The following is a 12,976-nucleotide window of genomic DNA, read 5'->3' as shown; positions in this document are numbered from 1 at the left end:
CATGCTACCGCACCAATGGCAGTGGGGGCAATATGGTCAGATAGAAAAACTTAAGATAGTCACGATAGCTAATGAAATGCCTTCTTTGTGAAAGCACAAGAATACAAAACCGGAAAATCAGAATTCAAGGCCTAGAGCATCCTGGGGGAACTCCCTTAGCTACTTGATGGGAGTGCATTACTGACAAAACAATCCGGATGATTTGGAGCGATCGTACTTGCAGTCCCCTGTTACATTCGAGTCTTTAATGTTAACCTAAGCATTTCTTTATTACTTCTTAAGCTTCAACCAGTATCTTTGTACAGACAGAAGCAGCAGTTGCCCATGACTGGCTACTGCAGATTAGATTTAGGTGTTGAGGAGTGAATATGCGTTCTTGGTACAAGCTTTTAGGGAGCTGCCTACTTGGCCTGACTGTGATTTTAGGATTCAACGATGTAGCCATTGGTCGACCTGCAGCAGCGAAATTGTTAGGATCCCGGATACAGCCCCGTGGCACCATTCGTTTCAACAGTGAAGGGGCTGGCTTTGACAACTACCTCAGTGCAGAGACATTTATTCCTCTCTTCCAAAAACCAGGTGCTAGCATTGGTTTCTTTGAAGGTAAACTCCTAATGCCCACATCCAACACAGCCCTGGCTTACAATCTGATGCTGGGCTACCGAATGCTGATAGCGAACCAGAAATTCTCTCTCGGTGGTTACTTATCCTATGACTTTCGTAACACAGGGAGTACTGGCTTTAACCAGCTGGGAATTGGTCTAGAACTCTTAGGCAATGTTGATGTCCGGATAAACGGTTATGTTCCTCTAGGGAATCGGCAAGTTCTCCTTAATGAAGCAGTCGGATTGGTTGGCACCATTGAGAATAACCAAATTCTCCTCAATCGCAATCGCCTTTTCCAGGAAGCACTTACTGGTTTTGACTTGGAAGTGGGTACCCCTTTGGTTGCACTGGGTAAGGACTATCTGCGAGGCTACGCAGGTCTGTACTACTATACTGGTGAAAGCATTGCTGATTTTGTTGGCGTCCGTGCACGCTTATCTTTGCGCCCCATTGAGTACCTCAGCCTAAGCGCGACTGTTCAAAATGATGATCGCTTTGGTACCCGAGCTTGGTTTGGGATAGGGGTGTCTTTTCCGGGTATAGCCGGCAGTCGGCGCCGTACCCCTGAAAGCGGCCAAAACATAGCAGTTCGCTTGGGGGAATCCCTGGAGCGCGTCGGCTTTGTTACCATTGATAACGAAAGAGTTCAGGATCAAATTCCAGCAATCAACCCTACAACAAGCCAACCCTATCGAATTTTTACCGTTGATACTGGAACCGGTAGCGCTGCTCGGATTAATGATTTACCTCTTGCTCAACATGACATTGTCCTAGTCGGTGTTCTTGACACCGATGGTAATACCGCAGGTCAAGGCAGCGTGAATCTCCAAGATGGCGTTCAACTTCTTTCCACAACTGTGGATCGGCAACTGCCAAGTACAATAGGAACGATTACTATTCCTGCGCTCACGCCGAGTATCCAAAGACCGATCATCTCTGCCAATATTGTTTTGGCTAGAAACAACACCATTGATGGGTTCAATATTCAACCGCCCGCTGGCCAAGTTGCAATCATTGGTAATAATATCGATTCAGCTCGTATTATTAACAATCAAATTGCAGCAATTAATGCAGCCGGAATTCAGATAACAAATGCTCAATCTCCTATTGTGCGTGGTAACGCGGTTACAATCACAAGTACAACTGTGCCTGCCTTTAACCGCCGTGGAATTAGCATAACTGAAAGTACTAACGCTGTGATTGAAGATAACATTGTTAATGGTGGCATTGGGGAGGGAATTGGCCTAGATAATGCCCTTGGGAATGTGATCATTCGTAATAACACTGTGCGCAATGTTAGTCAAACAGCAACAGATACCAATCTGGAAGCAAGTATCTTCATCCGAAATAATCGAGGTAATGCCAATATCACGATTGAGGATAACGTTACTGAAAACAATCTGACGCCCGGGAACCGTGTGGATGGCATTGAGTTCAATCTTTGTCGAGGAAATAGCTTCAACGTCGCTGACCGCTTCACTGATAATCAATTTGCGAATTGCACCACTCCCGCAAGTGCAACAGTTATCGTACGGAACAATCAGATTCGCAATATTGGCACGGGTACTGATGGCAGCGACGGTATTGACTTCAATATTGGAGATGGCGCTAACCTCACAGCTATTTTAGAGGGTAACGTTATAAACAGTATTTCTGATGCAGGGATAACCTTTGATATTGTAAGCAGCGCCACCCCAATTGCAAGCCCTACTGCAAACATCACAATTCGCAATAATCAGATAAGCAACATTCTCAATGATGATGGGATTACTCTAGAGTCGAATAGCGCGGGACAAGTGGTGTTGAACATTGAGAATAATGTTATGAGTGGTATTGGCGGTAGTAATGATGGCATTGACATTGAGTTCACGACGAATGCTGCTAGTCCAGCACCAGCACGGGTGAGAATTGTTGGGAATGAGCTGTCTAATGTCAGTGATCGCGGGATAGAGATTGATACCAATAACCAGGCTGCATTGCAACTTGAAGTTAGCAATAACCGTATCCAAACAACGTCTGTCGGTGAAGCAGTGCGACTGCGCGCAACTGCAACTGCTCCAAATGCCTCTCGTCTCAATGCTACAGTCAACAATAATATCCTCACTCAAGGAAACTCCGCTACGCGAAGTTTGGAACTGCGGGCTGATGGTAATGCAACACTGTGTGCCAACGTATTTGGGAATACCCAAACCAGTGGTGCCGGTTTCCGGTTGAACAATACTAGTATTGTTGCTCTTCCTAATTTAAGCGCGAATAACGGTGGTGTGGTGATCAATACAAGTGGGACAGTAACGAATATCACGGCTACCACATTCAGCGCTCCACCCCCCGCCGGTTGTACATTCCCCTAACGCTCGGCAGAGTCTGGATATTCAGTGAAATTGGGCAAATTCCACTGCCAGCACTGTTCTAGCCAATCGACGAGGGTGCCACGGGAAGCAGAAAACTGCCGCACCACTGACCAGACTTGCAGCGCAGCTAAGGGGGAGCGAACTTCAACAGTAAGGGGTTGATAGGGGAGACACTCACAGGGCACCTCTAGCTCGGTCAAGCGTTGATAAATTGGCCAACGTAATTGCCACTGAACTGCAATAACCTGGGGGTTTATAGACATTCAATAAGTACTCCTTTATTGAAAAAGTGGCGATGGATAGTTTAAAATCGGCTTGTAAAGGTGTCAGCTCTTCTGCGAGTCTTGACGATGTCCGCATCAGTTGCTCCTTCTATAGAGCCGTTTTGAGGGTGGACTAACAGGACTCTATTTTGCAAAAAGGGCTGTAACTGGACTGCTTCACTATTCTGTCCGCAAAGGAGCATTGTCTTATGGCAACTAGTGCATTGCCACGCCAAGCTTTTGGCGAGATGGGTGACACGGTTGTGTTGCTGGAGAAAGCCACCACCACGCCGGTATGTGAGGGGATGAACCGGCTTTTGGCCAGTTTTCAAGCGCTGTACTTGCAGTACCAAAAACATCATTTTGTTGTTGAGGGGGCAGAGTTTTATCCACTGCATCAGTTCTTTCAAGACTGCTATGAACAGGTGCAGGGGCATGTTCACGATTTGGGGGAACGGTTGAATGGTCTGGGAGCTGTTCCTGTTGCCGGTTTTCAGCAGTTGGCGGCTCTCTGCTGCTTTACCCCTGAACCTGAAGGTGCCTTCAACTGCCGGCAAATGCTCAGCAATGATTTGGCAGCAGAGCAGGCCATCATTCCCATCCTGCGCCAACAGGCAATCCAGGCTGAGAGTTTGGGCGATCGCGCCACGGCCTACCTCTACGATCAAATCCTCTTGAAAACGGAGGAGCGTGCTTACCATATTGGTCATTTCCTAGCCAATGACAGCCTCAAGATGTAGTTTTCCGCAATCTGAGTTAACGAATCCTAGGATAAGTTGATGGTTGTTCATAGAATTCCCCCAAGTTGGGGGTTTTTTAATGCAGATTTTTCCTACTACTTAGCCTAGACTAGTTGCAACTAAATTGCAATAACTTTATCCAAGAGGACTTGTGGCAGGGCGCTGACGTGGGTACTGCTGCATCAGAGCCCGCACCTGTTCAGCATGGTAGGAACTGCGGGTGAGGGGAGAGGAAACCACCTGCAAGAAGCCCATCGATTCCCCCAGGCGGCGCCATTCCTCAAATTGCTCTGGTGGAATAAAGGCTTGTACCGCTAGATGTTTGGGACTGGGCTGCAGATACTGACCAATGGTGAGAATGTCGCAACCCACTTGGCGCAAATCCTGCATGAGGGCCACCACTTCCTCGCTAGTTTCCCCTAGACCCACCATGATGCCCGATTTTGAGTAAATCCAAGGGGCGCGATCGCGCACCCGCTGCAGCAGTTCCAAACTGCGCTGATAGCTGCCTTGGGGACGCACCCGCCGATAGAGACGGGGTACGGTTTCGGTGTTGTGGTTGAGCACCTCCGGACTGGCGGCAAGAATTTGATCCAAGGCCTGCCAGTTGCCGCAGAGATCGGGAATCAGGACTTCAATGGTGGTTTGGGGCGATCGCTGCCGCACAGCCGCAATCGTGGCCACAAACTGAGAGGCACCCCCATCGGCCAAATCATCCCGATTCACCGAGGTAATGACAACATGATTGAGACGCATCCGCACCACCGCTTCAGCTAGTCGCTGGGGTTCAGTGGGATCCAGAGGCAGTGGCTTTTTCTCAAAATCAATATCGCAGTAGGGGCAAGCTCGGGTGCAAGCTGGACCCATCATTAAGAATGTGGCCGTTCCCCCATGGAAACATTCACCAATATTGGGGCAAGAGGCCTCTTCGCAAACAGTATTGAGGTTTAAGTCCTGCAACAGCTCCTTGACGGCACCCACCCGCTGCCACTGGGGTGCTTTGACCCGTAACCACTCTGGCTTCACAACCACCGCTAACTCCACTGCAAATTCAAAAACAAACAAAGGGAAAACGTCAATTGGGCCACCAACAGAAAAATGTACATCAGAGCCCGGGGACGAAAAATCGTCAACAATAACCCTAGCCCCTTGAGATCGACCATCGGCCCGAGGACCAGAAAAGCAAGGATTGACCCTGGCGTAAACGTGGCAGCAAAGGCAAGGGCAAAGAAGGCATCAACAGTTGAGCAAATGGAAATCACGGTGCCCAGGATCATCATTGCCACAATCGAGCTCACTGGCCCTTGGCCAAGGCTAAGGATGAGTTCCCGCGGAGCAGCCACCTGAATAATTGTTGCCACTAGGCTACCGAGAACTAGAATCCCCCCCAATTCACGAAATTCCTGCACCAGATTCTCTAGGACTTGGGGCAGGCGTTGCTGCCAAGGAATCATTGCAGTCGGTGGCGAAAGCGTTAGGGTTTCCATGGCCAGGGGTTGACCGGGGGTTCCCAACAGGTAGGTGCCCGACTGGAGCAGGGCAGGGACAACAGTTGCCTGGGGTTGGCGGCGACGCATCAGACTGGTTACCGTGGGCTGCAAAAAGGGGGTTAGATCCTTTTGGAAACTAAAAACCCAGCCAATAATGGTGGCGATCGCCAGCGAAAAAAGGACACGGAAGACAACAACCTCCGGTTGATCGCGAAAGGCCGTCCAAGTTGCCCAAATCACAATCGGGTTGATTGTGGGTGCCGCCAACAAAAAACCAATGGCCACGGATGTGGGCAATCCCTGCACCAGTAATCGCCGCGCCACTGGCACATTGCCACACTCACACACTGGAAAAAGAAAACCGATGCAACTGCCCACCAAGGCCCCCAGCAGGGGCGATCGCGGTAAGCGACGAATCAGTGCCTGCTCATCTACAAATAGCAGCAGCAGGCTAGAGAGCAAAATGCCCAGCAGTAGAAACGGCAGTGCCTCCACCAGTAGGCTCAAAAAAGGGTAAAACCACTTTGCAACTGATTCGCAAATGTCATGGGCGTAGAGCGGGGTCTAGGACACAATCTCCTTCAACCCGAGGGGACTCGGCTGAATATCCGTTTGCCGTGAATCGGTAATCAACCAATCGAGGGCAGCGGCCTTCAGGTCAATGGTTGTACCTGTTTTATCAACACAGTAGCGACCAAAGACCAATTTATCCACAAGACGAACGTCAGAACCCAGGCGAGAATATTCAAAAATGACACAGTTATCGACGACGGCACCGCTGCAAATGTGGCAATTGGGGCCAATCATCGTCGGTCCAATAATTGTCGCTCCATCTTCAATCTTCGTCATGCCGCCAATGTAGACCGGTCCCTGGATCGTGACCTTATCCCAGTTGACGGCCACATTCAGCCCCGTATAAATGCCGGGAAATTGCTCATGGCCGGGAATCGAAACATTTTTAATCGTGCCATTGAGAACACCGCGCACCGCTTGCCAATAGTCGGGGACTTTACCAATGTCAATCCATTCAAAGTCCATCGCCAAGCCATAGAAGGGGGCACCCATTTCCACCAGTTTGGGGAAAAGCTGGCTGCCAATGTCGTATTCCTGATTGGAGGGGATATAGTCGATCACTTCTGGCTCAAAAATATAAATCCCCGTGTTGATATGGTTGCTCAAGGCTTCTTCAACACTGGGTTTTTCTTGGAAGGCAACAATGCGATCGCTCTCATCGGTAACAACAACGCCATAGCTCGAGACGTCCTCTTTGGGCACTGTTTTCATAATCACGGTGGCGATCGCCCCCTTTTGGCGGTGCCAAGCCACGGCCGCTGTCAAATCCAAGTCAATGAGGGCATCCCCACACAGCACCACAAAGGTGTCATCAAAAAAGGGGTTAAAATCCTGAATTCGCTTGATCCCCCCTGCAGACCCTAGGGCTTTACCAACGAGTTCGCCATCCTTGATATAGCCCTCAAAGGAATAGGCAATGTCCACTCCAAACCGCTGCCCATCCTGAAAGTAGCTTTCAATTTCATGGGCGAGGTGGCTCACATTTACCATAATTTGGTTAAACCCATGCTGACGCAGGAGTTCCACTAGAAATTCCATCACGGGCTTTTGCAAAATTGGGATCATTGGCTTCGGAATGGTGTATGTAATCGGGCGTACCCGCGTGCCCTTTCCAGCCGCCAAGATCATTGCTTTCATAAAACTTTTACCAATCTCCTTAAACGTCTAGGGCAATTGCCCCCACTATTATCAATGCCCCTAGCTTACCTTAATCGAGGGCATACACCCGCCCATGGTAAAGCAAGCGGGTAATCCCTTTGGACTGAAGATAGCTGCGCACTTTCCGCAGCATTTCACCGTCAGGTACCTTGACAACGGTCTTGCGCCACTGGACATCACTGGCCTTATAGAGGCGTTGGTTTTGTTGGGAATAGCGCAGAGCCACAGGGCGGCTATCGAAAATGGGTAGGGTACTTTGTTGCGCTTCCTCACTGGAGAGGGCACCTAAACCGCGAAAGGCTTCTAGGGGGCGGGTGAGCAGTTCCGCCCGCCGATCGACGACAACGTAGCAGGGACGGGGCAGCACCGCTTCGGAAAGGGGAATGACCTCGACGGACTGCACCACTTCCACATCGGTGAGATCGGGGAGAGGAATGTCACCATCCAGTTCCTCTTCATCCTCGTCTTCGAGATCATCGTCCGCTGCATCGCTGTAGTCATCCTCATCGAGAACAACGGCCTCTGGCGTCTCTACATCTTCTTCTAGATCCTCTTCCTCTGGCACTTCATCCGTCGTCGCTACAGCCAGTAGAGGGGCTTCAGGGGCAGCCGCTTCCTCTTCCATTTGTTTGATCACACGCCGAATTGTGTTTTCACTAACACCAAATGCCGCTGCCAGCGCCTTGATCGTTTGTCCGGCAGTGTACTGTTGAAAGACGCGCTGGCGTTCGCTGTCACTGAGTCGCTTGTAGGTCATGGATCCAGATTAAGAAGCAGGTGGCAAGATCTATTATCTGGGGTGGCGGTGCCAGAATGCTGATTTTGTCTAAAGGCTTATTCAGTGGGCGATCGCCCCCTAGCGCAGGCGCACAAACCCTGCTTTTTCAATGGCCGCTTGTCCTTGATCAGTCAGTAAGAGATCAGCATAGGCACGGCCTGCCTTGGCATCGAGGCTATTGTCCGCCTTGGCAATCACAAATAGGCGGCGGGTAATTGGATAAGTCCCCTGTTGAAATACACGGTGATTCAGTTGGTGGCGCTCTTGGGGGCAACGCTCCACAGGAACGTAGGGTTCTTGATAGGGAGGCACATATTGATTGGCTTGGCGACCGAGGGGAAGCGGGTGGACACTGCACTGACCCACCACTTCTGGAGCAGAGGCATAGTAAATGCTCCCCAGTGTCGCGGCAACACACCGTAGGCCATCGGTAGTATCCCGAACCATAACCACATTGCAACCAAAGGGCTGCTTCCCAAGCACTTCTTGGATAAAGTATTCAACGGTGCCACCATCTTCCGGACGGCGAGAGAAGGGGATAATCCTTTGGTTGGGGCTACCCACCTGCTGCGAATTGGTTACTTTGCCCGTATAAATATCCACCACTTGTTGCACGGTCAGTCCAGGAATCTCTAGCCTCGGATTGACGGCGATCGCCAGCCCATCAATGGCAACGGGAATGGCAGTTAATTTCATGCCCCGAGCCGCCGCCTTGGCTAACTCTTCCTCGTTGAGGGGACGGGAAGATTGTGAGAAAGACAGTTGATCATTCAATAGCATGCGGATGCCCCTGCCCGATCCCGGTGTCCCTGTGGGCGGGTCTACGTAGCGCAGTTGAAAATTGGGCCAAGCCGCTTGCAGCAGCGGATTGACATCGCGGCGAATGGGTGCCCAAGTGGTGCTACCGCCGTAATTAAAAAGACCGCTGGGGACATTCTTCACCTGGGTAAAGGTGGATTGACCCTTGGCTCCTAAATTGAGACGGCCATTACCCATGGTTCCGCCGCTATTGATGAGGCGAAGCACCAGCCCCCCAGCAATGCCCAGAAGTCCGAGGGTAGCCAGCAGGGAAAGGAGTAGGGGCAGCAGAGAATGACTTTTCCCTTGGGACATACACAAAGAATTGCGGTGATTTCTTCTAGCCTAGCTCAAAGGAATAGCGGGTGTTGGCTGCTGGGTTTCCTCAGTACGAGACAATAGTAAAGGAACTCTCGTTGAGTGCAGTATGCGCTACCGTCGCTTTGGTCGTACCGAACTGCCAATGCCTGTCTTTTCCTGTGGCGGCATGCGCTATCAGTTTTCTTGGCAGGATGTCAATCCCAGTACCATTCCCGCAGAAAATCAACGCAACCTAGAGGCAACCATTCAGCGTGCTCTGGAGCTAGGCATCACCCACATTGAAACAGCGCGCGGCTATGGCACCTCTGAAATTCAGTTGGGGAAAATTCTACCGCGGCTGCCCCGCGAAAAGCTGATTGTCCAAACCAAGGTGGGGCCGCGACCCACTGCCAAGGAATTTCGGGAAACCCTAGAAACGTCACTGCGGAATCTCGAGTTAGACTACATTGACTTACTCGCTATCCATGGCCTAAACCTACCGGAGCATCTAGAGCAAGTACTGCGGCCCGGGGGATGCTTGGACGTGGCGCGGGAATGGCAAGCATCAGGTAAGATTCGCTTCATTGGTTTTTCTACCCATGGCAGCTTAGAGGTGATTCGCCAGGCGATCGCCAGCGATGTCTTTGATTACGTTAATCTGCACTGGTACTACATCAATCAACAGAATTGGCCCGCCCTCCTCGATGCTCAAGCCCATGATATGGGGGTTTTTATCATTAGCCCAGCAGACAAAGGGGGAATGCTCTACAAACCACCCCAACGCCTTGTGGAACTGTGTGCCCCCTTAAGCCCAATGGTCTTTAACGATCTCTTTTGCCTCTCCCATCCCCAGGTGCACACCCTGAGTATCGGTGCTGCTCGTCCCCGTGACTTTGATGAACATCTCAAGGCCCTCGAGCTGCTGGATCAGGCAGGTGAGATTCTACCGCCGATCTTGGCACGGCTGGAGCAAGCCGCCATTGACCGCTTGGGGGAAGACTGGTACCACACTTGGCATGAGGGACTGCCAGACTACCAGCACACCCCCGGTGAAGTGAATATCCCCGTCATTCTCTGGCTGTGGAACCTAGTACAGGCCTACGATTTGCTGGACTATGCCCGTATGCGCTATAACCTGCTGGGCAACGGTGGCCACTGGTTTCCGGGAGCAAATGCTGCACGGATCAAAGACTTGGATTTAGGCCCCTGTTTACAGCACAGTCCCCATCGGCAAAAGATTCCAAGGATTTTACAAGCGGCCCATGATCTCCTCAGTGGCACTCCCCGGCAGCGACTATCTCAGGCCTAAGGATAGGGAGGTTCCCCCAACAAATTGCGGACAATTCCCCTAGGCGATCGCCCCCCCGGCCACGGAAAATGAAGGTATCAAGGGTAAGAGGTTAACACCATGGATTTCATTTATCACCTTAACAATGCCAGCCTTACCCTGCGGGTTGTGCAGTTCTTGCATGAATACGCCAAGCTACCAGTTCAGTTTGTTACCGTGATTCATCAAGTGGATGGGTGGGTAATCCGCATCAAAATGCATTCGCCCCTCAGCGACAAAGAAGCAGGGGATTTCCGGGCCTTCTTGAACGAGGTGGGATTCTCCTACACACCAGGGATCGCCCTCAAAATGGCATTCTGGGCCCTGGAAACCGGCCAATCAATGGTGGATGTTATGCGCCGTTACCAAGTGGCGATTGTTTCCCACGGCTACCCCCACTACGATGACATTGAGGCATTTCGCAAACAGTTTATTCAAGGCTTGGGCTACTGTCCGGAAACTTTAGCCTAGGGCATTCTGGTCTTGCTCCCGGCGATGCTCCAAGATTCGTTCTGCAAGGGGTAGGTCGCTAGGGGTGGTTATCTTGAGATTTGTTTCTTCGCCTAAAACAATATGTACGGCATAGCCGAGGCGTTCAAAGAGGGCAGCATCGTCTGTGACTTCCCAGCCCTTAGCCACAGCCATTTCATGGGCAATACGCAAGGGTTCGACGCGAAAGCCTTGGGGAGTTTGGGCGGCCCAAAGGGAGTCTCGCTCTGGGGTTTGGACAACAACGCCTTCGCGATTAACGATTTTAATTGTATCTTTGACGGGCACCGCTGCAATTAAGCCCGCATAGGTCCCTAGGGCTTGGGCACAGCGATTAATCAGATTGGGGGTGGCAAGACAGCGGGCACCATCATGGATCAGCACCCGCTCAGCCGTTTCGGGAAGTGCCTGTAACCCATGAAACACTGAGGCTTGACGGGTCTGCCCCCCTGCGATGAGATGGACGGGCTGCCGTAGGTTCAATTCCCCCAGGAGGGCTTCCCAAAGGGGAAAGTCCTCTGGCTGGCCAATCACCCCAATCCATTCAATCGCTTCGGCAGCCGCCACCGCTTCTAATGTCCATGCCAAAAGGGGCTTACCCAAGAGTTGCAACCGCAGTTTATTGTGGTTTGCCCCCATGCGTTTACCCATGCCGGCGGCAGGAATGAGGATGTGCATTCATACCCCTTTCAAGACGGTTTTTGTCTTGGCTTTTATCTTGGCATAGGAAGGCTCTAGGCACTATGGCTCTGTGGAACGGCTGGCCAAATTAATGCGATCGCTGAGTTGCCGCAGCAGGCTGCCCATTTCTGGATCGGTCCGTTGCAGTTCGGCCACCTTGTCGCAGCTATACATGACGGTGGTGTGATCTTTGCCGCCAAACTCTTCACCAATTTTCGGCAGACTCAAGCCCGTGTATTGGCGCATTAGATACATCCCCACCTGACGAGCCATGCTAATTTCGCGGCGGCGAGAGTTGCCCTTGAGATCACTGATGGAGACATTGAGGACTTCAGAGACCACCTTCAGGATGACCTCTGGGGAGGTTTCAATTTTGCGCACCGTGGGACTCAGGACTGGGGCAATGTTTTCCACAGTCATCGGCAACCCAGAAATGGAAATATAGGCTACCGCTCGAATCAGTGCCCCCTCTAGTTCCCGGATGTTGGAAGTGTAGCTGGCGGCAATATACTCAATCACCTCCCGCGGCAGGCGGATATTCTCGTACTCTGCCTTTTTCTGGAGAATGGCCATGCGGGTTTCCAAGTCCGGGGGTTGAATATCGGCAATGAGTCCCATGGAAAAGCGGGAGCACAGGCGCTCTTGCAGCCGGGGAATTTGACTGGGGGGGCGATCGCTGGCCAAGACCACCTGCTTACCAGCTTCGTGCAGCGTGTTGAAGGTGTGGAAAAACTCCTCTTGGGTGTATTCTTTGCCCTCAATAAATTGAATGTCGTCCACGAGCATCACATCCACTGCCCGATAGTGCTCGCGGAAGCTCTGCATACTGTCTTTGCGGATGGCAGCAATCAAATCATTCGTAAACTGCTCGGTGGAGACGTAGAAGATCTTGGCATTGGGGTCAATTTCTAAGCGATAGTGACCGATCGCCTGCATGAGATGGGTCTTGCCCAAGCCAACACCGCCACAGAGAAAGAGGGGATTAAACTCCCGCCCCGGTGATTCTGCCACCGCCAAGCAGGCGGCATGGGCCATGCGGTTATTGGGGCCAACAACATAGCGGGAAAAGACATACTTGGGATTCAGTTCACTGCCGCGATGGCGAGCCACAGGGGGGGTGGCCTCTACTTCAGCACGACTGGTGGGGCGAATGCTGGTATCGTGCTCTGCCCCTTGGGCGATCGCCAGCTCAATCTCCACGGGCTGACCAATAATTTCCCGTGCCACATCGGCAATGGTTTTCAAATAGTACTTTTGCAGCCAATTGCGGGCAAAGGGATTGGGGGTGCAAATAGTCAAGGTCTGGCCATCAAAGGACTGCACCGTTGCCGTCTTAATCCAAGTTTCAAAGGTCGGTCGACTGAGTAACAGTTGCAACCGCTCCAAAATTTGGTGCCAGAGATCTTCGGCAGAGCTAATCAC

Annotated in this window: 11 protein-coding genes and 1 pseudogene; 4 read left to right on the top strand and 8 right to left on the bottom strand. The window is 51.4% G+C overall.

The features are described 5' to 3' along the window. Nucleotides 1-368: 368 nt before the first annotated feature. Nucleotides 369-2,957 carry a right-handed parallel beta-helix repeat-containing protein gene (locus NK55_RS00060; RefSeq protein ID WP_024123828.1) on the top strand — a complete coding sequence of 863 codons (2,589 nt, stop codon included), beginning with the start codon at nt 369-371 and terminating at the stop codon, nt 2,955-2,957. Here the strand turns inward: NK55_RS00060 and NK55_RS00055 are convergent. Next, nucleotides 2,954-3,220, bottom strand: a complete 267-nt coding sequence (locus tag NK55_RS00055; protein ID WP_024123827.1) for an Asr1405/Asl0597 family protein — start codon at nt 3,218-3,220, stop codon at nt 2,954-2,956. The genes NK55_RS00060 and NK55_RS00055 overlap by 4 nt on opposite strands. Before the next feature lie 209 nt (nt 3,221-3,429). Between NK55_RS00055 and NK55_RS00050 the strand changes: the two genes are divergently transcribed. Continuing rightward, nucleotides 3,430-3,960, top strand: a complete 531-nt coding sequence (locus tag NK55_RS00050) for a Dps family protein (RefSeq protein WP_024123826.1) — start codon at nt 3,430-3,432, stop codon at nt 3,958-3,960. A gap of 135 nt (nt 3,961-4,095) precedes the next feature. On the opposite strand, the gene lipA is transcribed toward NK55_RS00050, so the two are convergent. The 5 genes and pseudogenes from lipA to NK55_RS00025 form a co-directional block, all read right to left on the bottom strand. Beyond that, on the bottom strand, nt 4,096-4,992 hold the full coding sequence (lipA, locus tag NK55_RS00045) for a lipoyl synthase (protein WP_024123825.1): 897 nt from the start codon (nt 4,990-4,992) through the stop codon (nt 4,096-4,098). Nucleotides 4,993-4,994: 2 nt separating this feature from the next. After that, nucleotides 4,995-5,998: pseudogene (locus tag NK55_RS00040) on the bottom strand (permease). Between the two features lie 16 nt (nt 5,999-6,014). Beyond that, a complete protein-coding gene (locus NK55_RS00035; protein ID WP_024123823.1) occupies nt 6,015-7,160 on the bottom strand; it encodes a sugar phosphate nucleotidyltransferase in 1,146 nt (381 codons plus the stop codon). A gap of 70 nt (nt 7,161-7,230) precedes the next feature. Beyond that, nucleotides 7,231-7,938, bottom strand: a complete 708-nt coding sequence (locus NK55_RS00030) for a helix-turn-helix domain-containing protein (protein WP_024123822.1) — start codon at nt 7,936-7,938, stop codon at nt 7,231-7,233. 99 nt (nt 7,939-8,037) lie between these two features. Beyond that, entirely contained in the window at nt 8,038-9,072 is a 1,035-nt protein-coding gene (locus tag NK55_RS00025; protein ID WP_024123821.1) for a PstS family phosphate ABC transporter substrate-binding protein, read from the bottom strand. A 112-nt stretch (nt 9,073-9,184) separates the two neighbouring features. On the opposite strand from NK55_RS00025, the gene NK55_RS00020 reads away from it, so the two are divergent. Both NK55_RS00020 and NK55_RS00015 read left to right on the top strand, forming a co-directional pair. Next, entirely contained in the window at nt 9,185-10,366 is a 1,182-nt protein-coding gene (locus NK55_RS00020; RefSeq protein WP_024123820.1) for an aldo/keto reductase, read from the top strand. Nucleotides 10,367-10,465: 99 nt separating this feature from the next. Beyond that, entirely contained in the window at nt 10,466-10,855 is a 390-nt protein-coding gene (locus tag NK55_RS00015) for a hypothetical protein (RefSeq protein WP_024123819.1), read from the top strand. Here the strand turns inward: NK55_RS00015 and ispD are convergent. Together ispD and dnaA are read right to left on the bottom strand one after the other, a co-directional pair. Next, a complete protein-coding gene (gene ispD / locus NK55_RS00010) occupies nt 10,847-11,551 on the bottom strand; it encodes a 2-C-methyl-D-erythritol 4-phosphate cytidylyltransferase (RefSeq protein WP_024123818.1) in 705 nt (234 codons plus the stop codon). The genes NK55_RS00015 and ispD overlap by 9 nt on opposite strands. Nucleotides 11,552-11,614: 63 nt before the next feature. After that, nucleotides 11,615-12,976 (bottom strand): chromosomal replication initiator protein DnaA, encoded by a 1,362-nt coding sequence (gene dnaA / locus NK55_RS00005; RefSeq protein WP_024123817.1) that lies wholly within the window; start codon nt 12,974-12,976, stop codon nt 11,615-11,617.

Source organism: Thermosynechococcus sp. NK55a, from assembly GCF_000505665.1.
Classification (GTDB): domain Bacteria; phylum Cyanobacteriota; class Cyanobacteriia; order Thermosynechococcales; family Thermosynechococcaceae; genus Thermosynechococcus.
This window is presented reverse-complemented; position numbering and strand designations above follow the sequence as displayed.

Bases quoted from the DNA above. Each gene is read 5' to 3' on its own strand.
- NK55_RS00035 (WP_024123823.1), bottom strand. From the start codon at position 7,160: ATGAAAGCAATGATCTTGGCGGCTGGAAAGGGCACGCGGGTACGCCCG.
- NK55_RS00050 (WP_024123826.1), top strand. From the start codon at position 3,430: ATGGCAACTAGTGCATTGCCACGCCAAGCTTTTGGCGAGATGGGTGAC.
- ispD (WP_024123818.1), bottom strand. From the start codon at position 11,551: ATGCACATCCTCATTCCTGCCGCCGGCATGGGTAAACGCATGGGGGCA.
- NK55_RS00020 (WP_024123820.1), top strand. From the start codon at position 9,185: ATGCGCTACCGTCGCTTTGGTCGTACCGAACTGCCAATGCCTGTCTTT.
- NK55_RS00025 (WP_024123821.1), bottom strand. From the start codon at position 9,072: ATGTCCCAAGGGAAAAGTCATTCTCTGCTGCCCCTACTCCTTTCCCTG.
- NK55_RS00055 (WP_024123827.1), bottom strand. From the start codon at position 3,220: ATGTCTATAAACCCCCAGGTTATTGCAGTTCAGTGGCAATTACGTTGG.
- NK55_RS00015 (WP_024123819.1), top strand. From the start codon at position 10,466: ATGGATTTCATTTATCACCTTAACAATGCCAGCCTTACCCTGCGGGTT.
- NK55_RS00060 (WP_024123828.1), top strand. From the start codon at position 369: ATGCGTTCTTGGTACAAGCTTTTAGGGAGCTGCCTACTTGGCCTGACT.
- NK55_RS00030 (WP_024123822.1), bottom strand. From the start codon at position 7,938: ATGACCTACAAGCGACTCAGTGACAGCGAACGCCAGCGCGTCTTTCAA.